At 73.8% G+C, this 21655-nt stretch carries 18 protein-coding genes; 13 read left to right on the forward strand and 5 right to left on the reverse strand.

All coding sequences use genetic code 11. The features are described from left to right. Positions 1–46 precede the first annotated feature (46 nt). From ACFZCD_RS21880 to ACFZCD_RS21890, 3 genes are all read left to right on the forward strand, one after another. Entirely contained in the window at positions 47–736 is a 690-nt protein-coding gene (locus ACFZCD_RS21880) for a response regulator (RefSeq protein WP_391833306.1), read from the forward strand. A gap of 128 nt (positions 737–864) precedes the next feature. Then, positions 865–1263, forward strand: coding sequence for an OB-fold nucleic acid binding domain-containing protein (locus ACFZCD_RS21885; RefSeq protein ID WP_391833308.1), 399 nt, complete (start codon positions 865–867; stop codon positions 1261–1263). Positions 1264–1266: 3 nt separating this feature from the next. Beyond that, on the forward strand, positions 1267–1992 hold the full coding sequence (locus ACFZCD_RS21890) for a DUF3159 domain-containing protein (protein WP_391833310.1): 726 nt from the start codon (positions 1267–1269) through the stop codon (positions 1990–1992). 72 nt (positions 1993–2064) lie between these two features. Here the strand turns inward: ACFZCD_RS21890 and ACFZCD_RS21895 are convergent, their stop codons facing one another. Next, positions 2065–2739 carry a potassium channel family protein gene (locus ACFZCD_RS21895; RefSeq protein ID WP_391833312.1) on the reverse strand — a complete coding sequence of 225 codons (675 nt, stop codon included), beginning with the start codon at positions 2737–2739 and terminating at the stop codon, positions 2065–2067. Further along, positions 2736–3404, reverse strand: coding sequence for a potassium channel family protein (locus ACFZCD_RS21900; RefSeq protein WP_391833314.1), 669 nt, complete (start codon positions 3402–3404; stop codon positions 2736–2738). Before ACFZCD_RS21900 ends, ACFZCD_RS21895 begins: the two co-directional genes overlap by 4 nt. 402 nt (positions 3405–3806) lie before the next feature. Between ACFZCD_RS21900 and ACFZCD_RS21905 the strand changes: the two genes are divergently transcribed. Further along, on the forward strand, positions 3807–5066 hold the full coding sequence (locus tag ACFZCD_RS21905; RefSeq protein ID WP_391833316.1) for an IS701 family transposase: 1260 nt from the start codon (positions 3807–3809) through the stop codon (positions 5064–5066). Between the two features lie 28 nt (positions 5067–5094). Here the strand turns inward: ACFZCD_RS21905 and ACFZCD_RS21910 are convergent, their stop codons facing one another. Further along, on the reverse strand, positions 5095–7068 hold the full coding sequence (locus ACFZCD_RS21910) for a helix-turn-helix domain-containing protein (protein ID WP_391833318.1): 1974 nt from the start codon (positions 7066–7068) through the stop codon (positions 5095–5097). 271 nt (positions 7069–7339) lie between these two features. Between ACFZCD_RS21910 and ACFZCD_RS21915 the strand changes: the two genes are divergently transcribed. Both ACFZCD_RS21915 and pabB read left to right on the forward strand, forming a co-directional pair. Further along, positions 7340–8089 carry a 50S ribosomal protein L11 methyltransferase gene (locus tag ACFZCD_RS21915; RefSeq protein ID WP_391833320.1) on the forward strand — a complete coding sequence of 250 codons (750 nt, stop codon included), beginning with the start codon at positions 7340–7342 and terminating at the stop codon, positions 8087–8089. Positions 8090–8107: 18 nt separating this feature from the next. Beyond that, entirely contained in the window at positions 8108–10189 is a 2082-nt protein-coding gene (pabB, locus tag ACFZCD_RS21920; RefSeq protein WP_391833322.1) for an aminodeoxychorismate synthase component I, read from the forward strand. A gap of 243 nt (positions 10190–10432) precedes the next feature. Here the strand turns inward: pabB and ACFZCD_RS21925 are convergent, their stop codons facing one another. Continuing rightward, positions 10433–11536 carry a transaldolase family protein gene (locus tag ACFZCD_RS21925; protein ID WP_391833323.1) on the reverse strand — a complete coding sequence of 368 codons (1104 nt, stop codon included), beginning with the start codon at positions 11534–11536 and terminating at the stop codon, positions 10433–10435. A 387-nt stretch (positions 11537–11923) separates the two neighbouring features. Between ACFZCD_RS21925 and ACFZCD_RS21930 the strand changes: the two genes are divergently transcribed. From ACFZCD_RS21930 to ACFZCD_RS21945, 4 genes are all read left to right on the forward strand, one after another. Beyond that, on the forward strand, positions 11924–13099 hold the full coding sequence (locus ACFZCD_RS21930; RefSeq protein WP_391833325.1) for a 3-deoxy-7-phosphoheptulonate synthase: 1176 nt from the start codon (positions 11924–11926) through the stop codon (positions 13097–13099). 5 nt (positions 13100–13104) lie between these two features. Further along, on the forward strand, positions 13105–13785 hold the full coding sequence (locus ACFZCD_RS21935) for an isochorismatase family protein (RefSeq protein ID WP_391833327.1): 681 nt from the start codon (positions 13105–13107) through the stop codon (positions 13783–13785). 80 nt (positions 13786–13865) lie between these two features. Further along, a complete protein-coding gene (locus ACFZCD_RS21940; protein WP_391833329.1) occupies positions 13866–15773 on the forward strand; it encodes an anthranilate synthase family protein in 1908 nt (635 codons plus the stop codon). Beyond that, positions 15770–16297 carry a hypothetical protein gene (locus ACFZCD_RS21945; RefSeq protein ID WP_391833331.1) on the forward strand — a complete coding sequence of 176 codons (528 nt, stop codon included), beginning with the start codon at positions 15770–15772 and terminating at the stop codon, positions 16295–16297. The genes ACFZCD_RS21940 and ACFZCD_RS21945 overlap by 4 nt, the downstream gene beginning before the upstream one ends. A 123-nt stretch (positions 16298–16420) precedes the next feature. On the opposite strand, the gene ACFZCD_RS21950 is transcribed toward ACFZCD_RS21945, so the two are convergent. Further along, positions 16421–17107 (reverse strand): NADPH-dependent FMN reductase, encoded by a 687-nt coding sequence (locus tag ACFZCD_RS21950; protein WP_391833333.1) that lies wholly within the window; start codon positions 17105–17107, stop codon positions 16421–16423. A 400-nt stretch (positions 17108–17507) separates the two neighbouring features. Between ACFZCD_RS21950 and ACFZCD_RS21955 the strand changes: the two genes are divergently transcribed. Genes ACFZCD_RS21955 through ACFZCD_RS21965 form a run of 3 tightly spaced genes read left to right on the forward strand, consistent with a single transcriptional unit; the run spans position 17508 to position 21579 of the window. Continuing rightward, positions 17508–18389: an arylamine N-acetyltransferase gene (locus tag ACFZCD_RS21955; protein ID WP_391833335.1), complete on the forward strand. Its 882-nt coding sequence runs from the start codon at positions 17508–17510 to the stop codon at positions 18387–18389. A gap of 17 nt (positions 18390–18406) precedes the next feature. After that, positions 18407–20017 carry a class I adenylate-forming enzyme family protein gene (locus ACFZCD_RS21960; RefSeq protein WP_391833337.1) on the forward strand — a complete coding sequence of 537 codons (1611 nt, stop codon included), beginning with the start codon at positions 18407–18409 and terminating at the stop codon, positions 20015–20017. Beyond that, a complete protein-coding gene (locus ACFZCD_RS21965; protein WP_391833339.1) occupies positions 20014–21579 on the forward strand; it encodes an FAD-dependent monooxygenase in 1566 nt (521 codons plus the stop codon). The genes ACFZCD_RS21960 and ACFZCD_RS21965 overlap by 4 nt, the downstream gene beginning before the upstream one ends. Positions 21580–21655 lie beyond the last annotated feature (76 nt).

Below are 21655 nucleotides of genomic sequence, written 5' to 3' on the forward strand. Positions count from 1 at the left end.
CAGGGCCCCGCGGGTGGGCCCGTACGACCAGCAGAGGTGGTTACCGATGAACCGGGTGCTCGTGGTGGATGACGAGCCGCAGATCGTCCGCGCTCTCGTGATCAACCTCAAGGCGCGGAAGTACGAGGTCGACGCCGCGCCCGACGGCGCGACCGCGCTCCAGCTCGCCGCCGCCCGCCACCCCGACGTGGTCATCCTCGACCTCGGCCTGCCCGACATGGACGGCGTCGAGGTGATCAAGGGGCTGCGGGGCTGGACCCGGGTCCCGATCCTGGTCCTCTCCGCCCGCCAGACCTCCGACGAGAAGGTCGAGGCGCTGGACGCGGGCGCCGACGACTACGTCACCAAGCCGTTCGGCATGGACGAGCTGCTGGCCCGGCTGCGCGCCGCGGTGCGGCGCGCCGAGCCGACGGGGCCGGCGGCCGCGGGGGACGACGCCATCGTCGAGACCGAGGTCTTCACCGTCGACCTGGCGGCGAAGAAGGTCAACCGCGAGGGGCGCGACGTCCGGCTGACGCCGACGGAGTGGCACCTGCTGGAGGTCCTGGTCCGCAACACGGGGCGTCTCGTCAGCCAGAAGCAGCTGCTCCAGGAGGTCTGGGGCCCCTCGTACGGCACGGAGACGAACTACCTGCGGGTGTACATGGCCCAGCTCCGCCGCAAACTGGAACGCGACCCGTCCCACCCGAAGCACTTCATTACGGAGCCGGGAATGGGGTACCGCTTCGAGATGTGACAGGGGGCCCGGTCCTCAGTCGCCGGACGGGCTCACAAGAATTTGTGAGCCCGTCCGGCGACTGAGGACGAAACGGTGCCCCTCGTGGGGCAGGAACCCGCCCGGAGGGCTCCCGGTACGCTGGATTCATGAGTGCCGTACCCCGTTCCGAGAAGCCGACCGGCCGTTTCCGCCGGATGCTCGACCGGCTGTCCTCCTCCCAGGAGGAGCTGCACCACGCAGAGCTGCAGCAGGACGCGGAAGCCGTGGGCTGCACGCGGATATGCGACTGCGACGACCGTCAGATAGTGAAGGTCACCGGTACGCTGCGGACCGTCACACTGCGTCCGCGCGCCGGCGTCCCCGCGCTGGAGGCCGAGCTGTTCGACGGCTCGGCCGCGCTCGACGTCGTGTGGCTGGGCCGTCGTTCCATCACCGGAATAGAGCCCGGCCGTAAGCTGATCGCCTCCGGCCGGATCTCGATGAGCCGCGGCCGCCGGGTGCTGTTCAATCCCAAGTACGAGCTCCGACCGCTCGGACAGGAGTAGCGGGTGACGTCTCTCGACAAGCCGATCGTGGACCAGCAGGGGACGGGCGGTGACGCCGACGCGTCGGCGGCCACCAAGGCGGCCCTCTTCGAGGCCTTCGGCGGCGTGCGGGGCATGGTCGAGACGACCGTGCCCGGCCTGGTCTTCGTAGCGATCTTCACGGCCGAGCGGGACATCCACACGGCGGCCATCGCCGCGCTGGCCCTCTCGTTGCTGATGGGCATCGCACGGCTGCTGCGCAAGGACACCGTCAAGCACGCCTTCAGCGGCGTCTTCGGGGTCGCCATCGGCGCGGTCTTCGCGATGATGACCGGCGATGCCAAGAACTTCCACCTGCCGGGCATGCTCTACACCCTGGGCCTGGCCGTGGCGTACATCGTCACGTCCCTGGCGGGCTATCCGCTGCTCGGCCTGATCCTCGGCCCGGTGTTCAAGGAGAACCTCTCCTGGCGCACCCGCAACCCCGGCCGCAAGGTCGCCTACACCAAGGCGAGCTGGGCCTGGGGCCTGATCCTGCTGGCCAAGTCGGCGATCCTCTTCCCGCTGTACTGGTGGGGCGACGCCACCGAGCTCGGCTGGGTGAAGGTGGCCCTCGGCATCCCGCCGATGCTGCTGTCCGTCTATCTGACCTGGATCTTCCTGGCCAAGGCGCCGCCGCCGATCGACGTGATCGCGGAGATGGAGGCGGCCGAGGCGGCAGAGGCCGCGGAGGCAGCGGAGCGCACCTGAAGCCTCCTCACATGCGTGAGCGCCGGTGGGCCGGAAGACCGGCCCACCGGCGCTCACGCATGAACGAGGGGGTTACGCGCCGCCGTCCCGCGTCGCGGACAGCAGGTCCTCCAGCTGCTCCTCGCGCGCCGGTGCCGCGACGAACAGCAGTTCGTCGCCCGCCTCCAGCGCGTCCTCGCGGCTGGGGGTGAGCACCCGGTTGCCACGGATGATCGTGACGAGCGAGGTGTCGTCCGGCCAGTCCACGTCCCCGACGCGGGTGCCGGCCAGCGCCGACTCCGGCGGCAGCGTCAGCTCCACCAGGTTCGCGTCGCCCTGGCTGAAGCGCATCAGCCGCACCAGGTCGCCGACGCTCACGGCCTCCTCGACCAGCGCCGACATCAGGCGCGGCGTGGACACGGCCACGTCGACGCCCCAGGACTCGTTGAAGAGCCACTCGTTCTTCGGGTTGTTCACCCGGGCCACGACCCGGGGCACCCCGTACTCGGTCTTGGCCAGCAGCGAGACGACGAGGTTGACCTTGTCGTCACCCGTGGCCGCGATGACCACGTTGCAGCGCTGCAGCGCGGCCTCGTCCAGCGAGGTGATCTCGCACGCGTCGGCCAGCAGCCACTCCGCCAGCGGCACCCGCTCCACCGAGATGGCGGTCGGGGCCTTGTCGACGAGCAGCACCTCGTGGCCGTTCTCCAGCAGCTCGCCCGCGATGGAGCGGCCGACGGCGCCGGCACCGGCGATGGCGACCCTCATGCGTGCGCCTCCTCGGGACCCTGCGCGAACGCCGCTTCCACCTTCTCGACCTCGTCGGTGCGCATCATCACATGCACCAGATCGCCTTCCTGCAACACCGTCGAGGACGCCGGCAGAATCGCCTCGCCCAGCCGGGTGAGGAACGCCACCCGCACACCGGTCTCCTCCTGGAGCTTGCTGATCTTGTGGCCCACCCAGGCCTCCGAGGCCGGCACCTCGGCGAGCTGCACGCCGCCGCTCGGATCGCGCCACAGCGGCTCCGCGCCGGACGGCAGCAGCCGCCGCAGCATCTGGTCGGCCGTCCACCGCACGGTGGCCACGGTCGGGATGCCGAGCCGCTGGTAGACCTCGGCGCGCCGCGGGTCGTAGATCCGCGCGGCCACGTTCTCCACGCCGAACATCTCGCGGGCCACCCGGGCCGCGATGATGTTGGAGTTGTCGCCGCTGCTGACGGCGGCGAAGGCGCCCGCCTCCTCGATGCCCGCCTCGCGCAGGGTGTCCTGGTCGAAACCGACGCCGGTCACGCGGCGGCCGCCGAACCCGGAGCCCAGGCGGCGGAAGGCCGTCGGGTCCTGGTCGATCACGGCCACCGTGTGACCCTGCTGCTCAAGGGTCTGGGCGAGGGCCGAGCCGACCCGCCCGCAGCCCATGATCACAATGTGCACGACGCTTACCCCACGCTCCGGACTACCGCGCTGACCTGCACCAACAACCTGCTCACGTGTTCCTTCCCGGTTCCTGCCCCGCGTGGCCGAAAGCTGCCCGCGGTTTCCGGCACGGGCTGCCGCGAGGGGCCCGTCCGCACCGGTGCACGGCACCACCGTATCCGCAACGTCCCGCGCCGCTCCGACCCCGTCCGCCGAGTGGCCCCCCGTGCCGCCCCCGGGGTGGTGGCGGGACCACACCCCGGGGGCCCTCCCGGCCGCCGCACGGGAGGTCGCGGACCGCCGGATGGTGGCGGGACCACCACCGGAGGGTGCACGCGGGTGGCCTTGACACCTGGGCGCCCGGGGGCGCGCGGAAGCACCGTTGAGAGTGCCAGCCAGCAGCCGAGATGGGGGATTCCGATGCGTGGTGTTGCTCTCTATCCGCGGACTACCGGGACCGCCGGGACCACCGGCCCGGTCCGGCCCGCCGCCGTTCCCGCCCCGGCCTGCCCCGAGACCCGGGACGCCGTCCTGGCCGAGCTGTGCGCCGCCCTCTTCGCCTCCCTGCCGCGCAGCGACCAGCGCCGCCGGGGCGAGGCCTACGTGCGCGGCCTGCTGGACACGCAGGGCCGCAAGTCCATCCGCAACATCGCCGCGCTCATCGGCGGCCAGGCCGCCGAGCAGAGCCTGCACCACTTCGTCTCCAGCTCCACCTGGGACTGGATCCCCGTGCGCCGCGCCCTCGCCCACTACCTCACCCGGGTCGCGCCCCCGCACGCCTGGGTCGTCCGCCCCATGGTCATCCCCAAGGCCGGCGACAACTCGGTGGGCGTCGACCGCCGCTTCTGCCCGGCCGTCGGCCAGGTGCTCAACGCGCAGGAGGCCGTCGGCGTCTGGGCCGCCTCCGCCGGGCGCAGCACCCCCGTCAACTGGCGCCTGCACCTCTCCGGCACCTGGCTCCAGGACGAGCTCCGGCGCAGCCAGGCCTCGATACCCGAGTCGGTCCGCCCCGAGACGCTGGGGGAGTGCACCGTCGAGGCCTACGCCGGGATGATGCGCGACTGGGGCCTGCCGCTGCGCCCCCTGCTGCTGGACGCCCGCGACATGGACGCCCCCGCGGCCCTGATGCGGCTGCGCGCCTGCGGCGTGCCGGCGATGGCCCGCATCAGCCCCTCGCTGCGGCTCACCGTGTCCGGCCCGGCCGCGGCCGGCCGCGGCACCGAGGCGCTGCCCGCCCACCAGATCCTCGGCGCGGCCCGTGACCTGCGGCGCCCGGTGATGTGGCGCGACCACGGCCCCGCGGGCGCCGTCCGGACCTCGCTGACCGCGGCCGTCCGCGTGGGCCTGCCCCCGCTGCGCGCGGCGGCCGGGCCCGGTGCGGCGCGGCGCCGGGAGTTACTCCTGCTGGGGGTGGGCGAGAACGGCCGCCGCTGGCCGGCGGACCTGTGGCTGACGGACCTCGTCAACGTCCCGCCCGCCGCCCTCGTCCGGCTGAGCAAGCTCCTGGACCGGGTCGACCGGGACTTCGCGGAGATCGCCGACGAGGTCGGCATCCGGGACTTCGCGGGCCGCTCGTTCAGCGGCTGGCACCGGCACGTCACGCTCGCCTCCGCCGCCCACGCCGTGGCCGCGCTCACCGGCGGGCCGCAGGAGCCCGTGCGGCTCGGCTACGTCTCCTGAAGCCTCCGCCGCCTCTCCTGAGCCTCCGCTACGTCTCCTGGGCCTCCGCGGGGCCGCCGCCCTCCGCGGGCGCCGGCCGCTCGCCCAGTTGCAGGCTGTGCCGCACCCGGAAGACCCGCAGGGCCAGCTGCACCTCCAGGGCGCGCCCGGGCTGCTGCCACTGCGGCCCCAGCAGCTCGCTGATCCGCTCCAGGCGACGGGCCACCGTATTGGGGTGCACATGAAGCTTCTTGGCCGCGTTCGTCGGGCTGCCGCCCGCCTCGAAGTACGTCTCCAGCGTCCGCGTCAGGTCGGTGAACCGCTGCTGGTCGTAGTCGATCACCGGCCCTATGGCGGAGTCGACGAACCCCTCGACGTCGTGGTTGTCGGAGAGCAGCACGCCGAGGAAGCCCAGCTCGCGCACCGACGCCGACCGCCCGATGACCCCGAGCGACGTCATCGCGTCCAGGCAGCGCAGCGCCTCCCGGAAGGCGTGGTGGACGGAGGCCGGCCCCGCGACCGGGCCGGCCGAGCTCACCGTCACCGGGTGGCCGAGGAGCGGCGACAGCTCCGCGGAGACGGCGCGCCCCGCACCGCCCGCGTCCGTGCCCGGCAGCAGCAGCACCGCGCAGCCGTTGTGCATGCTCTTGAGCCCGCTGAGCCGGTGTGCGTACGAGGACGCCCAGATCGCCGTCTTGCCGCGGGCGTCGCCCTCGGGGCGCGCCACGACCACCACGTGCGGCTTGGTCAGGTCGATGCCGAGCCGCCGCGCGTGCTGTTCGAGCTGGTGGGGCGGCCGCTGCGGGCTGGCCAGCAGGTCGGCGAGGAAGTCGTCGCGGACCTGCCCCTCCGCGATCGCCGTCCGGCTGCTCTCCACCAGCAGCTGGACGGCCATGACCTGCGCGACCAGCCGCATCAGCCGTTCGTCCTGCACCGCGCCGGGCCGCTCGGGCCGCAGCAGCAGGGTGCCGAGGCTGCTGCCGGTGCCCGCCGAGATCGGCACGGCCCACAGCCCTCCGTCGAGGGCCACGGGCTCGCGCGCGGCGTGGGCGTCCATGGCGGCGGGCACGAGCAGCGACCCGGGGTCCGCGCCCTCCTCCCGCACCTGCCCGGAGGCGCAGAGGATCGTGCCGTTGGCGGCACACACCTGGACGGCGGCGTTCAGCTCGCCGGCCGCGGCCCGGGCGAGGGCGTCCAGGTCGCAGTCGCCCAGCACCAGCTGGATCAGCCGGTGCTGGGTGTCGCTCAGCTCCTGGGCGCTGCGCAGCCCGGCCTCGACCCGCGTGGAGTGCTGCTCCAGCTCGTCCACCAGGGCGGTGGTCCGGTCCAGCAGCTCGGCCTTCTCTATGGCCACGCCGGCGAGGTCGCCCAGCGAACTGAGGAGCGCGATCTCGTCGGTGGTGAAGTGCCGGACCTTGCGCTCGGCGACGTAGAGCGTGCCGAAGGGGCGCGCGCCGCGGTTCAGCGGGACGGCGAGGACGGCCTGCAGCCCCTCGGCCTTCACCACGTGGTCGATGTCGCCGCTGTGCTGGATGCGCTCGTCGGCGAGGTAGTCCGGGGTCCAGAACGGCGAGGGGTTGGACATCACGGCGGAGCCCAGCCCGCTCCCGCCGGGCAGCCGCAGCCCCACGTTGAACGCGGTGGTGTGGCCGTCGGAGGCGCGGATGGTGACGTACCGTTCCCCCTCGTCGTACATGCCGATGTACGACATGTCGACGGCGAGCAGCAGCCGGGCGCGCCGGAGGATGACCTTCAGCAGGGTGTCGAGGTCGTGCGGCGTGGCCAGGTCGCGTGCGGTGTCGACGAGGGCGGACAGCCCCGCCTCCCGCTGCTGCTGACGCTCCGTCCACGTCCGTATGGTCAGCCCGAGCTGGACCGCCCGGTCGAGCCTGCCGAGGTCTCCGGGGCCCGCTCCGCAAGCGCGGAGCCGATCGGTGAGGGCCTCGTATTCCTGGGCCGGTGCTCCGGCGGCCAATAGCTCCAGTACGGCGAATATGCCGTCCTCGGACATGTCTTGCGACACGATGCCCCCCGGGTCCGGTGCGCTCTGCCGCACGGATAGAGCCGCGGCACGGTATGCCGGAAGCTATGCACACCCGCAGTGGCCCGTCAACCGCGGCTGATCAAGCCGGGCGGACGAGGCGGCCGGCGGGCCGCGGACGGTGGTGTCCGGACCACCGCCGAATCTTGCGGGTGTGTTACTGGATCACCTTCCTCTTTAGCGTCCCAATAGGTGAAGGTTGATGAACACCGGGCTCGCGCCCGGTGGTTGTCGCTGATTCAGGGGGATCGGTATGACGGGGGTAGGGGACTACAGGCTCTCTCTTGAGCGCAGCCGCCGGGCGCTCGTGCGGGAGGACCGGCCGGACGTTTTCACGATGTGCGGCCGGGACTGGGAGCTGCTACCGGAGGTATTTGCTCCGATTTACTCGCCGGCGACGGAAATCGCGCTCGACTTCCTGGACCTGAAGAACGCGCCCGCCGGATCCGCCGCCCTGCGCAAGGGGTCACTGCTGGAGATCGGATGCGGCACCGGCGTCGTGGCCGTGGCGGCGGCCCTGGCGGGCTGCCCGCGGGTGGTGGCGAGCGACATCAATCCCGCTGCGGTGCTGAACGCCGAGCGGAACGCGGCCCGGCACGGAGTGTCGGACAGAGTGGCCGGCCTGCACAGCGACCTCTTCGAGAACCTGCCGCGCCAGGGGGGCTTCGACACGATTTTCTGGCATTCGAATTTCGTGCTGGCCCCGCCCGACTACCGGCCCAGAACCATGCACGAGAGGGCATACGTCGACCCCGGCTACGCGGCGCACCGCCGCTTCCTGGAACAGGCGCCGGACCGGCTCGCCCCGGGAGGCAGGGTTCTGCTGCACTTCAGCACCCGGGGGGACGTGCCCGCACTGCGCCGGATCGCCGGCGCGTGCGACCGCCGGCTGGACGTCGTCCGCCGCATCGCCGTACGGGAAGGCGCGCACGAGGTCGAGCACATGCTCATGGAAGTGACACCGGCGGCGGATTCCGTCCGCCGCCCGGAAGTCGTCCGATAACGCCGAAACGGGGGATACGTGCGTACGTTATTAGTCGACAACTACGACTCCTTCACCTACAACCTGTTCCACTGTCTGGCCGAGGTCAACGGCCGGGAACCGGAAGTGGTCACCAACGACGACAAGACCTGGCAGACCAGCCGTCTCACCGCATTCGACAACGTAGTAATCTCGCCCGGCCCGGGAACCCCGGAGCGCGAAACGGACTTCGGAATATGCCGGGAAATCCTGCGGCACGGCGGACTGCCCACGCTGGGGGTCTGCCTGGGCCACCAGGGCATCGCCCTGCTGTACGACGGCGAAGTGGGCCGGGCCCCGGAGCCGTACCACGGCCGGGTGTCGCCCGTCGTCCACGACGGCACGGATCTGTTCGCGGGGCTGCCGTCCCCTTTTGCCGCGGTGCGCTACCACTCGCTGGCCGTCCGCCGGCTGCCGCCCGCCCTGGAGGTGACGGCGCGGACGCCCGACGGCATCGTGATGGGCCTGCGGCACCGCCAACGCCCGCTGTGGGGCGTGCAGTTCCACCCGGAGTCGGTCGGCAGCGAACACGGCCACCGCCTTCTGGACAACTTCCGGCGGCTGAGCGAGCTCAGCAGCACGGGAAGGAAGCGCGCCACACGCCCGGCGCCCCGGCCGAAGGAGGAACCCCGGGCGCCGGAACGCAGGCTGCGGGTCCTGGCGGCGGCACTGCCGACCCGCTGGGACGACGAGGTGGTCTTCGACCGCCTGTTCCGCAGGGGCCCGCACGCGTACTGGCTGGACAGCAGCAGCCGGGACGCCCGTACGGGCAGGTTCTCCCTGATGGGGGACGCTTCCGGCCCGCTCGCCCGCACCGCCGCCGCGGACGTCCACAGCAGCACCGTGACCGTCCGCTCCCGGCACGCCACCGAGGTCGTCACCGGTGAGTTCCTCGACTGGCTCGACCGCGACCTGCGGGCGACCCGCACCGAAGTGCCCTCCCTGCCCTCCGACTTCGCGCTCGGCTGGGTGGGCTACCTCGGCTACGGCCTGAAGGCCGAGTGCGGCGGCGAGCCGGGCCACCGGCCCGGCGAGCCCGACGCCACCATGGTCTTCGCCGACCGGGCCCTCGTCCTCGACCACGCGACCGGCACCACCCACCTCCTCGCGCTCGCCGAGGACGGCGCCGAGTCCGCGGCCCGCACCTGGCTCGACACCACGGCCCGCAGGCTCACGGCGCTCGCCGGGCTGAGCCCCTTCCCGGCCCGCCGCCCCGGCAGCCCCGGCGCACTGGAACTGCGCCACGACCGCGACGCCTACCTCCGGCTGATCGACGCGTGCCAGGAGCAGATCACGGCGGGGGAGTCGTACGAGATCTGCCTGACCAACATGGCCGAGACCGGAGGCGTACAGGACCCCTGGGAGAGCTACCGCTTCCTGCGCCGCACCAGCCCCGCCCCCTTCGGCGCCCTGCTGTCCTTCGGCGCGCTGTCGGTCCTCAGCACCTCGCCCGAACGGTTCCTGCGCATCGACCGCGAGGGACGGGCGGAGTCCCGCCCGATCAAGGGCACCCGCCCGCGCGGCGCGACACCGCAGGAGGACGCACGCCTGGCCGAGGACCTCGCGACCGACGAGAAGGACCGCGCGGAGAACCTGATGATCGTGGACCTGGTCCGCAACGACCTGGGCCGCTGCGCCGAGGTCGGTTCGGTCGAGGCGAAGGACGTCTTCCGCGTGGAGAGCTACGCCAAGGTCCACCAGCTGGTGAGCACGGTCAGGGCGAAGCTGCGCGAGGACCGCTCCGCCGTGGACTGCGTACGGGCGGCCTTCCCGCCGGGCTCGATGACGGGGGCGCCCAAGATCCGCACGATGCAGATCATCGACGCCCTCGAAGAGGGTCCCCGCGGTGTGTACGCGGGAGCGATCGGCTACTTCTCCCTCACCGGAGCGGCGGACTTGAGCGTGGTGATCCGCACAGCGGTCGTCACCCCGGACCGGATCCGTTACGGGGTGGGAGGCGCCGTCATCGCCCTCTCCGACCCGGAAGCGGAGTACGAGGAAACAGCGGTGAAGGCAGCCCCGTTGACCGCCTTGACGGGCAGCCCGTTCCCGGACCGCAGGCCGGCAAGGGTGAGCATCTGAAGGAGCACCGGCCGGTAGGGGGAGACGAGACGGGAGGGGACGGGGCCGCAGGGGCAGGGGTCCGGGACGCTGACGTGTATGTGCGGGCCCGGCAGGAGCGGGGGTGCGAACAGGGAGGGGGGTGCGGGCCCGTAAATATACGGTCCCGGACCCCTGCCCCGGAGGCACCGGCCCCGCACCCCGCACGTCAGGCCCCGCACCCCCGCACCCCGCACGTCAGGCCCCGCACCCCCGCGCCCCACATCAGGCCCGTAACCCCGCACCGACGGCGTCCCGCAAACCGCGCCAGGAGGAAACCGCTTGCGCAAGGCTCTCGGCCTCCAGCGTCTTCGTGACCTCGTCGAAAGGGATGCCGGCCCGCTCCAGCCGGGCGACGGCCCCCCGGCCCGCCCCGTCCTGCCCGGTCAGCGTGTCCCCCCGCAGCCGCCCCCGCTCCTCCACCGCCACGAGCGCGGCCTCGGACATGGCACTGACGGTGCCCCAGGCGACCAGCGACTCCACGTACGGGACACCGGAGCCGACGGCCCACATGAGCCGCTGCGGCCGGGCCCCGGCCGAGGCCAGGGCCCGCCACCGCACACTCCCGAGCCCCTCCTCGTAGCGCCGGTACACGAGCCGGGCGACGGCGAGGGCGGCCGTGCCGAGCAGCCCCGCGGCGTCCCGGCCGCCGGTCTCGCGCAACCATCCGTCGGCCTCGGCGTCGATCCGGGCCACGGGCAGCGAGGCGACCGAGGGAACGGCCGCCAGGTCGAGCCCGGCGGCCCGGGCCCGCTCCAGACCGCCGAACCAGGCCTCCACGACCTGCTCGTAGCGCCGCACGGAGTGGATCCCGGTGACGTGCACCCCGATGCCCCGGGCGAGGCACTCGCCGGCCGCCGCGAGCCCGTCGTCCGTGGCGGGAAGCTTCACGAGCGCGTTGGGGCGGCAAGCCGCCAGGTGCAGCGCGGCGGCGGCGTCGGCCGTGGCCCGGGCGCCGCTTCCCGGCCGCACGACGGGGTCCATGGAGACGTGCCCGTCGAGCCCGTCCGTGGAGTCGAAAACCGGCCGCAGCTCGTCGCACGCGGCCCGCAGGTCGTACGCGCACAGCGCCTGCACGGCGGTGGTCAGCGGCACGGACCGGCAGGCGAGGTGGGACAGCTGCTGTGCGTAGGCCGTGCCGCCGGAGACCTCGGCCGCGAGCACTGCCGGGTCGGACGTGACCCCCCGCACGCGGCCGCCGGCCACGAGCCGGGCCAGCGCGCCGGAGGTGAGGAGCGAGCGGCGGAGGCCGTCGAGCCAGGGGGAGACGCCTTCGGCGAGCAGTTCCTGCAGGACCTCGCCGCCCGACGTCACCGTGCGCTCTCCCATGACGGGGTCGCCCCCTCTCCGGATCGACCGCGGAACACCTAGGGCAGAGGGCACGACCGTAAGTCCGTTCCGGCGCGGACCGGAACAGTCCGCCCGTACTCCGTCAACTTGGCGAGAACGGTGACTTGACAGCAGGTGATGGACTCGCGGCCCATCTGACGGAGTGGCCGGGGGGACGTTGGAGGAACCGGGGCGGCCCCGGACGATCGCTGTACCCGCGCGCTCGCCACCGAAGCGGCGGCGCATCTCACCCGGGCGTCCAGCCCCGGGCCGAAGGGAGCCGTTCCCTCAAAAACTCCTGCACCACCGTTGCTTGCTTTGTTCTCAAGAGTCTCAAGGCTCTCAAGGTTCTCAAGAGCAGTCACTTAAGCGTTTTTGGAGAAACCCATGACCGACGCTCTGCTCGACGTCCGGCACAAGCCCGCCCTCCAGCAGCCCGACTGGGGCGACGCCCCCCAGGTGCGGCGGGTCCGCGAGGAGCTCTCCCGCCGCCCGGCGCTCGTCCGCGCCGACGACGTACGGACGCTGCGCCACCACCTCGCCGAGGTGGCGCGCGGCGCGGCCCAGGTGGTCCAGGCGGGCGACTGCGCGGAGGACCCCGCGGAGTGCACCTCGGGTTACGTCGCCCGCAAGGCCGGCTTGCTGGACGTGCTGGCCGGTGTGATGAAGATGATGGCCCACAAGCCGGTGGTCCGGGCGGGCCGGATGGCCGGCCAGTTCGCCAAGCCCCGGTCGAGCGCCACGGAATGCGCCGCGGGCGGTGCCGAACTTCCCGTCTACCGCGGCCACATGGTCAACAGCCCGGAGCCGCACCCGGAACGCCGCCGCCCCGACCCGCAGCGCATGCTGTCCGGCTACCTGGCCGCCGGGGAGGCCATGACGCACCTCGGCTGGCTCGACCCGTCGCGCCGTTCGGGCGTCTGCCCGCCGGTGTGGACGAGCCACGAGGCGCTGCTGCTGGACTACGAACTGCCCATGGTCCGCACCGGCGAGGACGGGCGTCCCCTGCTGACGTCCACGCACTGGCCGTGGATCGGCGAGCGCACGCGGCAGGCGGACGGCGCGCACGTGGCGCTGCTCGCGGCGGTGGCGAACCCGGTCGCGTGCAAGGTCGGCCCGAAGACGACCACGGACGAACTCCTGGCCCTGTGCGAGCTCCTGGACCCGGAGAGGGAGCACGGCCGGCTCACGCTCATCGCCCGCATGGGGGCCGGCGCGGTGTCCGAGAAGCTGCCCCCGCTCGTGGCAGCGGTCCGCGAGGCCGGGCACCCGGTCGTCTGGCTCAGCGACCCGATGCACGGCAACACCGTCACGGCGCCCGACGGGCTCAAGACGCGGCTGCTGGAGACCGTCGTCCGTGAGGTCAGCGGATTCCAGTGCTCGGTCCGGACCGGGGGCGGCGTCGCGGGCGGCCTGCACCTGGAGACGACGCCGGAGAACGTCACCGAGTGCGTCCGCAACGAGGCGGGACTGGCCCACGTGGGCGACAAGTACACGAGCTTCTGCGACCCCCGCCTCAATCCGCAGCAGGCCATCTCCGTCGTCTCGGCCTGGGAGGGCTGATCGCCATGACAGGCATTCCCCCCATCGAGCCCTACCCGATGCCCACCCCGGGCGACCTGCCGGAGAACACCGCCCGCTGGGGCGCGGATCCGGCCCGCGCGGTGCTGCTCGTCCACGACATGCAGCGCTACTTCCTCGGGCCGCTCCCGCAGGGCCTGCGCGACGAGCTCGTCGCCAACGCGGCCCTGCTGCGGGAGACGGCGGCCGCCCTCGGCATCCCGGTCGCCTACACGGCGCAGCCGGGCGGCATGACCGGTGAACAGCGCGGCCTGCTCCAGGACTTCTGGGGCCCGGGGATGCGCGTCGACCCCGCCGACCGGCGCGTCGTCGATCCGCTCTCGCCGGCCCCGGGCGACTGGGTCTTCACCAAGTGGCGCTACAGCGCCTTCTTCCGCTCGGACCTGCTGGGGCGGATGCGGGCGAACGGCCGGGACCAGCTGATCGTGTGCGGGGTGTACGCGCACGTCGGGGTGCTGATGAGCGCGGTCGACGCGTTCACGAACGACATCCGGACGTTCCTGGTCGCCGACGCCGTGGCCGACTTCTCGGCCGCGTACCACCGGCTGGCGCTGGAGTACGCGGCGGCGCGCTGCGCGGTCGTCACGACGACGAAGGACATGCTGTGCCGCCTGCAGGAGCGGGGCCGCCCGGCGGAGACGCTCACGGTCCGGGGAGCGGCGGTATGAGCGGACGCGGGGGAGACGGACGTAGGGGAGACGGACGTGGAGGAGACGGAGGGAGAAGAAATGGAGAGGGAGGAAACGACATGACGGAGGACCTGCTCGCCCGGATCCTGGCCGCCCGGCCCCCGGCCTTCGCCCTCCTCCACCGCCCCGGGGCCACGGGCCCGGGCGCCGTGGAACTGCTCCTGGGCGAGATGTCCGCACCGGAGACGCTGGCGTCCATCCCGCTGGACGACGGGCCCGGGGCCGCCAGCGGGCCCGCGGCCGCCGGCGCGTCCCCCACCGCCGACGTGCTGGCCGTCGTCCCCTACCGCCAGATCGCCGAGCGGGGCTTCCGCGGCGCCGACGACGGCGCGCCGCTGCTCGCCATGACCGTCACCCACCAGGCCGTCCTCCCGCTCGCCGAGGTGCTGGCCCGTATCCCGGAGACGCCGATCGGCCTCTCCGGCGGGCACTTCGACATGGACGACGCCACGTACGCGGACACCGTCCGCCGTGTCGTCGCCGACGAGATCGGCGAGGGCGAGGGCGCGAACTTCGTCATCAAACGCTCGTTCACCGCCGGCATCGACGACTACACGCCCGCCCACGCCCTGACGTTCTTCCGCCGCCTCCTGGAGCGCGAGTCCGGCGCGTACTGGACCTTCGTCGTGCACACCGGCGAGCGCACGTTCGTCGGGGCGACGCCGGAGCGCCACATCAGCGTCCGCGGCGGCACGGCCGTGATGAACCCCATCAGCGGCACCTACCGCTACCCGGCGACGGGCCCGAGCCTGCCCGAGGTCATGGACTTCCTCGCCGACCGCAAGGAGGCCGACGAGCTGTACATGGTCGTCGACGAGGAGCTGAAGATGATGGCCCGCATCTGCGCGGGCGGCGGCCGCGTCGTCGGCCCGTACCTCAAGGAGATGGCGCGCCTCGCCCACACCGAGTACTTCATCGAGGGCACCACCGACCGGGATCCGCGGGAGATCCTGCGGGAGACGATGTTCGCGCCGACCGTCACCGGCAGCCCGCTGGAGAGTGCCTGCCGCGTCATCGACCGCTACGAGCCCCGGGGCCGGGGCTACTACAGCGGCATCCTCGCCCTCATCGGCCGCGACGCGCGCGGCGAGCGCACCCTGGACTCCTCCATCCTCATCCGTACCGCGGACATCGACTCCGCCGGGCGGGTGCGCATCGGGGTGGGCGCCACCCTCGTGCGCCACTCCGACCCCGCCTCCGAGGTCGCCGAGACCCGCGCCAAGGCCGCCGGGCTGATCTCCGCCCTGGAGTCGGGCGGGGCGGCCCGGTTCGGCGGCCACCCGCGCGTGCGGGCCGCCCTGGAACAGCGCAACGACACCATCGCCGGCTTCTGGCTCGCCCAGGAGGCCGACCGGGTGCACCCCGCGCCCGGGCTGGCGGGGCGGCGCGTCCTGGTCGTGGACGCCGAGGACACCTTCACCTCGATGATCGGCCATCAGCTGCGCTCCATGGGGCTGGCGGTGACCGTCCGGCGCTTCGACGAGCCGTACGCCTTCGACGGGCACGACCTCGTCGTGATGGGGCCGGGCCCCGGCGACCCCCGCGACGGCCGCCACCCCAAGATCGCCCACCTGCGGGGCGCCGTCCGCACGCTCCTGGACGAGCGGAGGCCCTTCCTCGCCGTCTGCCTCAGCCACCAGGTGCTGTCCCTCGCCCTCGGCTTCGAGCTCGTCCGGCGGGAGGTCCCCAACCAGGGCGTCCAGCGCGAGATCGATCTGTTCGGGGTGCGGGAACGCGTCGGCTTCTACAACACCTTCGCCGCCCGCAGCGACCGCGACGCCGTGGACGTGGCGGGGACCGGCCCGGTCGGCGTCAGCCGCGACCCGTACACGGGCGAGGTGCACGCCCTGCGGGGGCCGCACTTCGCTTCCATGCAATTTCATGCGGAATCCGTCCTTACTCAAGGAGGGCCGCGCATCGTGGGGTCTCTGCTCGCCGATCTCGTTCCGGAGGTGCCTGTCGCATGAACCCCGTTCCGATACCGGAAGCTGTTGCCGCAGCGCGTGACGACCGGGCCGTGCGTGACGACCAGGTCGCGCGCGACGACCGGGCCGCACGCGGCGGTTACGTCCTCGCCGAGGCCCGGGACGCCGATGCGGGGGCCGTGGCGCCCGACGTGGTCCTCGTCGCCGACGGCGGCGAGGCGCCCGCGGCACTGGCCGCCCGCCGCATCCTGCAGCGCGAGGGCATCGCCACCCGCGTGGTGTGCATGCCCTGCGCCGCGTGGTTCCGGCGGCAGAGCCGCGCCTACCGGGACGAGGTGCTGCCGCCCGGCACGCCCGCCACCGTCTCGGTCGGGGCGGCCGCCGAGGTGGGCCGCTACCAGCTGCTGAAGCCCGCCGGCGAGGGCGTCGGCCTGGACCGCGCCGCGACCGGAACCGTCCCGCACACGGGCATCTTCGAGCACGGCGGCCTGACCCCCGAGCGGGTGGCGGCCGCGGCCCGCGCGAGCCTGGCCCGCGCCCGGGGCCGGGGCTGGAGACGGCGCTGAGAGCGGTAAGGGGGCGCGGCGGGCGACGGTGCGGTCCGTTACGCCCCGGCCCGCCGGCCGCTCGGGCCCCTGCGGCTGCGGCTGCGGCGGTTCGGCAGCGGCCGGACTGAACACTGTCCGGCATCAGCTGCCGGACAGGGCGGCCCTCGCGCTCGGCGGGGAGACGGCGACCGGCCGGGCCGGTCGATCCGGTCGATCCGGTCGATCCGGCCGCTGCGCCGGTCCGTGCTGCCCGGCGAGGGACCGGCGCTGCTCGGCGATGATGGCCACCGCCTCGAACGTGGCGTCCACCAGTTCGCGGAGCGCCGCGACGGCCTCCGGTTCGGTCATCTCACCCGCCGCATCGAGTCGTTGGTGCGCCCTGCGCAGGGCTACGGGAGGGTGCTCGACGGTGATCGCCTCACAGCTGTCGAGCAGGTCCAGCAGTGCGGGCTGGGCGTCGATCCCGCCGCGGCCGCTCGGTGAGGCGCTCAGGACCGCGGCGATCCGCCCGGTGAGCGGGCTCGCGCCGTCCGGGCGGGAGAGCCAGTCGAGGGCGTTCTTCAGCACGCCGGGCACCGCGCCGTTGTAGGAGGGCGTACTGATCACCAGGGCGTCGGCGTCCGCGACGAGGGCACGGGCGGCCGCTACGGCCGGGGTCGTCCCCGCGGACTCGACGTCGCCGTTGTAGAAGGGCAGCCGGCCGATCGGCAGGGAGACCACCGAGGCGGCCGGGCGGTCCTGCAGGATGATGCGGCGGACGGCCCGGAGCGCCGCGGAGTTCACCGATGCGGCGCGCAGGCTGCCCGAGATCAGTACCACCTTGGTCATGTCGGTTCCCCGCTTCTCCGTCGGAGGTCCGGGCCCGGCCCTGCCGGACGCTCCGAGGGTAGGTCCGCCCGTCGCGTGCGCGCCGGGGCCCCCGGACCGCTGTGTCAGGTGCCCCCTCCCGACCTGACGCAGTGGCCGCGGGCCTGACGGACTGCGGGGCGGGTGCCTGGTGACGCGTGCGCGGGCGCATCACGATGGCGGGGGCGGATCACTGCCGCGGCGCGCCGCGGCGGCGGACCGTGTTCTGCAGCCCGCTGAAGAGCTGGAGAAGCGCCCGCCGCAACGGCGACGTACGCACGAACGACGCTGAGAGCCCGGCGGAAATGCGTACTCACCGGGGCGCCACGCCGGCGCGCTCCCGGACACCACCGAACCGCACGGAGGAAGGAGCGCACGGCCCATGCCGAACACCGCCGTCGTCCACGGCCAGGAAGGCCCCGCCGGCCCTGTCGATGCCACCACCGCCGTCCCGCCCCCCGACCTCCCCGCCTACCTCACCCGGATCCGCCTGGCGGGCCACCGGAACCCCCTCCCGCCCACCGCCGCAACCCTCCGCACCCTCCAGCGCGCCCACATTGCCGCCGTCAGCTTCGAGAACCTCGACGTCCTCCTCGGCCGGGACATGCCGCTCGACACGGCCGCACTCCAGCGGAAGATCGTCCACGCCGGACGCGGCGGCTACTGCTTCGAGCAGAACCTCCTCTTCGCGACCGTCCTCGAACACCTCGGGTTCCGCGTCGTCCGGCACCTCGCCCGCGTCCGCCGCGGCAGCACGCGCGTGCGCCGCCGCTCCCACGTCACCCTGGTGGTCGAGGCGGACGGCCGCCCCTGGCTCAGTGACGTCGGCTTCGGCGACGAAGGGCCGCTCGAACCCGTACCCCTCGCCCCGGGCGCCACCGTGACCACCGGCGACTGGACCTGGCGCCTGGACCTCGAACCGCCGGACGGCCCCGCCCCCGAGCAGTGGGCGCTGCGCTCCCTGCACCCGGACGGCCACTGGTTCGACGTCTACGCGTTCCGCATGGAGCACCACGTCCCCGACGACTTCGAGGCCGCCCACTACTGGACCTCCCACCACCCCCGTTCACCCTTCACCGGCCGGCTCGTCGCCCAGCGCGGTGACGAGCACGTCCGCCACACCCTCACCGACCGCACGCTCGCCGCCCGTTACGCCGACGGCCGCCTCCTGCGCACCGAACTCGCCCCCGACGAGGTCGTCCACGTCCTGCGCGGCACGTTCGGCCTCCACCTCACGGCGCAGGACGCCGTCCTGCTGCACTAGCGGATCGCGGAGCTCTCATGAACCCCGGAACCCACCGCGACGCCCACCGCAATGCCCACCGCAACGCCCTCCACCTCGGCCTCGTCCCCGAACGGGCCGCGGCCCGGCACGGCTCCGTCACCGTCACCCTCGACCACGACCTGGACGCCCTGCCCGGCACGGGCCGCCGGATGACGTACGCCGGGCTCGCCGACCACGTGGACGACCTGGCCGCCCGCCTGTGGGCAGCCGGCGTCCGCCCCGGCGAGCACCTCGCCGTCCACAAGGCCGCCAACTTCGACATCTACCTGCTCGCCTGCGCGGCCGCCCGCATCGGTGCCGTCCCCGTCCTGCTCTCCCCGGAGCTCGACGGCGCCACGGCCGCCGCACTCCTGCGCCGCCTGAACCGCTCCACCCCCTCTGCCGCCTCCACTCCCTCCCGGCGACCGCACCTGCTCACCGACGACGAAAAGCTGCACACCGGCCTCGCGCGCCTCACCCTCGCGGACATCGCCGCCACGGTCCTCACCACTGGCCCCGCCCGCCCCGGTTGTACGCCCCTCGCGGCACTGGCCGGCGCCCCGCGCCGCGCCCCCGTGCTCCTGCCCCCGGACCGCCCCGCGCTCATGACCCACACCTCCGGCACCACCGGCCTCCCCAAGCTGGTGGTGCACACGGCGGCGAGCCTGCACGGCCGGTACGTCCCGCAGCGCAGACTCGCCGCGCTGATCCGTACGCCCGAGACGTACGCGGCGCACCTCAGCCCCGTCCACTCGCGGATGTACCTGGCGCTCGCCGTCGCCCTCCCCAAGGGCATGCCGGTCGTCGTCGTGGGGGACCCGGACCCGGCGCACGTCGCGGACCTCTTCGCCCGTACGCGCCCCGGTTTCGTCGAGACCCACCCCAACTCGTTCGTGGCGTGGGAGGCGCTGGCGGAGGACCCGCGCCGGCCCCTCGCCTCCGTGCGGTACTTCAGCTCCACCTTCGACGCCCTGCACCCGCCCACCATGCGCAGGCTGCTGCTGGCCTCCCGGCGCGCCGGGCCGCTGTTCTTCCAGTTCTACGGGCAGAGCGAGTGCGGCCCGCTGTCCGGCCGCTGGTACACACGGCGCACCGCCGGGCGCGCCGACGGCCGCTGCCTGGGCCTGGCGCTGCCCGGAGTGCGGCTGCGCGTCGCGGGCCCCGGCGGGCGGCGTGCGACGCGGGAGCGGCCGGGCATGATCGAGGTGCGGGCCGCGGGCCGGGCCACCGGCTACCACGCCGAGCCCGAGCGCTTCGCACGCCAGCTGCGCGACGGGTGGTGGCGCACCGGCGACGTCGGCTACCGCACCCGGGCCGGCTGCCTGCACCTGCTCGACCGCGAGGTCGACGTCATCCCGGACATCGGCTCCACCCTCGACGTCGAGGACCGGCTGATGGACCGGCTGCCCGAACTCGCCGAGGTCGTCCTCGTACCGGGCCCGTGCCGGGAGCCCGTCCCCGTCGTGTGCACCCGGGGCGACGCGCCCCTCGACCCCGGCCGCTGGGCGTCCGCCGCCGCGGACTGGCCGCAGCTCGCCCGGCCCGTGCGGCTGCCGCTGTCCGCGCTGCCCCGCACCGCCACGATGAAGGTGCGGCGACTCGAACTCGCCCGGAGCCTGGCGCAGTGACCGGCCCTTCCGGCCGGGGCCCCGGCCCCGGGTCCGCGGCCCTCGTGAGCGGCCCCGGGCCCGCGGTCCTCGTCACCGGTGCGGGCCCCACGGGACTCCTCGCCGCCTGCGAACTCCTGCGCCGCGGCATCCCCGTACGCCTCATCGACCACGCACCCGCCCCCGCGCGGACCCCGCGGGCCCTGTCCCTGTGGCCCCGGGCGCTCACCATCCTCGACGACCTCGGCATCGGAGACGAGATCCGGGCAGCGTCCCTGCGCATCGACGGCTACCGCTACTTCACGGGCGGGCGGCCGCTCGCGGCGTTCGCGTTCCCCGCGGACTGCGCGGCCCGCAACCTGCCGCAGTACGAGACGGAACGGCTCCTCACGCGCCGGCTGCATGCGCTCGGGGGCGCGGTCGAACGGGGCGTGCGGCTCCTGGACTTCTCCGCGGAGGGCGGCGGAGCGCGGGTGGTGCTGCGCCACCCCGGCGGGCGGACGGAACGGGCCCGTACGCCGTACCTCCTGGGTGCGGACGGGGCGCGGAGCACGGTGCGGGAACGGCTGGGGACGGGCTTCGCGGGGACCACGTACCCGATGGCGTTCGCCGTGCTGGACACCCGGGTGGGCGGCCGCCGGCTGCCGCCCGGCGAGATCCTCTACTACCAGGCGGCGTCCGGCACGCTGGTGATCGTGCCCATGCCGGGGGACGTCTTCCGCGTCCTGACGGCGCTCCCCGAGGGCACACCGGCACCCGGTGTCGCGGACATGCAGCGGCTGATCGACGCGCGGGGGCCGCGCGGCGTACGGATCACCGAGCCGGTCCACCACGCGGTCTTCCGCGTCCACGCGCGCCATGCGACGGCTCTGCGGCGCGGCCCGGTCTTCCTGCTCGGCGACGCCGCCCACGTGCACAGCCCGGCCGGCGGCCAGGGCATGAACAACGGCCTCCAGGACGCGCACAACCTCGCCTGGAAACTCGCCGCGGTCCTCCACGGCGACTCCCCGGCCGCCCTCCTCGACGGCTACCAGGCCGAACGCGAGGAGGCCACGCGCCGCATCGTCCGCGACACGGACCTGCAGACGCGGGCGTGGATGGCGGACGGACGGCTCCGCGTCGCGGCCCGCGACGCCGCCTTCCGGCTCCTGGAACGCACGGGTGCGGTCACGCGCTTCTACGCGCCGGTGATGGCGGGCCACCGCCTGGCCTACCGCGCACGGCGCCGCACGCAGGGGCCCACGCGGCCGGCGCTCTGCGGGGTACGGGCGGGGGAGCTGTTCCCGCGGCAACTCGTGCGCGCGGTCCCGTCGGCGTGGGTGCTGGCCCTGGTCGTCCACGAGGGGGCGGGGGAGGCGTGGGCGGGGCTGGCATGGGCGGTGGAGGCGACCGTGATGGCCGCGGCCCGGCGCGGGGTCCGCCCGGTGCGGTTGAGCCTGGCGGCCGCCGCCCCCACGACCCGCTGCCGCCGCCCCGGCTACTACCTGATCCGCCCGGACGGCCACATAGCCGCCCACGGCCACTCCCACGACCTCCCCCACCTGACCCAGGAACTGACCCACGCGACGACCCCGTCACGCTGACCGGGGCATTGCCGGTGCGCGGGGCACCCCCTTCCTTTTTCCGCCGCAGCGGCGCTCACCCCCAACGCCACTGTCC

Origin of the sequence: Streptomyces sp. NPDC008001, assembly GCF_042958085.1 — a bacterium.
Classification (GTDB): Bacteria; Actinomycetota; Actinomycetes; order Streptomycetales; family Streptomycetaceae; genus Streptomyces.

What these genes read in the sequence shown, in the direction of transcription:
- ACFZCD_RS21960 (WP_391833337.1), top strand. Translation starts at nt 18,407, where the DNA reads ATGAACCCCGGAACCCACCGCGACGCCCACCGCAATGCCCACCGCAAC.
- ACFZCD_RS21895 (WP_391833312.1), bottom strand. Translation starts at nt 2,739, where the DNA reads ATGAGGGTCGCCATCGCCGGTGCCGGCGCCGTCGGCCGCTCCATCGCG.
- ACFZCD_RS21905 (WP_391833316.1), top strand. Translation starts at nt 3,807, where the DNA reads ATGCGTGGTGTTGCTCTCTATCCGCGGACTACCGGGACCGCCGGGACC.
- ACFZCD_RS21925 (WP_391833323.1), bottom strand. Translation starts at nt 11,536, where the DNA reads ATGGGAGAGCGCACGGTGACGTCGGGCGGCGAGGTCCTGCAGGAACTG.
- ACFZCD_RS21950 (WP_391833333.1), bottom strand. Translation starts at nt 17,107, where the DNA reads ATGACCAAGGTGGTACTGATCTCGGGCAGCCTGCGCGCCGCATCGGTG.
- ACFZCD_RS21915 (WP_391833320.1), top strand. Translation starts at nt 7,340, where the DNA reads ATGACGGGGGTAGGGGACTACAGGCTCTCTCTTGAGCGCAGCCGCCGG.
- ACFZCD_RS21945 (WP_391833331.1), top strand. Translation starts at nt 15,770, where the DNA reads ATGAACCCCGTTCCGATACCGGAAGCTGTTGCCGCAGCGCGTGACGAC.
- ACFZCD_RS21880 (WP_391833306.1), top strand. Translation starts at nt 47, where the DNA reads ATGAACCGGGTGCTCGTGGTGGATGACGAGCCGCAGATCGTCCGCGCT.
- ACFZCD_RS21930 (WP_391833325.1), top strand. Translation starts at nt 11,924, where the DNA reads ATGACCGACGCTCTGCTCGACGTCCGGCACAAGCCCGCCCTCCAGCAG.
- ACFZCD_RS21940 (WP_391833329.1), top strand. Translation starts at nt 13,866, where the DNA reads ATGACGGAGGACCTGCTCGCCCGGATCCTGGCCGCCCGGCCCCCGGCC.
- ACFZCD_RS21955 (WP_391833335.1), top strand. Translation starts at nt 17,508, where the DNA reads ATGCCGAACACCGCCGTCGTCCACGGCCAGGAAGGCCCCGCCGGCCCT.
- ACFZCD_RS21935 (WP_391833327.1), top strand. Translation starts at nt 13,105, where the DNA reads ATGACAGGCATTCCCCCCATCGAGCCCTACCCGATGCCCACCCCGGGC.
- ACFZCD_RS21885 (WP_391833308.1), top strand. Translation starts at nt 865, where the DNA reads ATGAGTGCCGTACCCCGTTCCGAGAAGCCGACCGGCCGTTTCCGCCGG.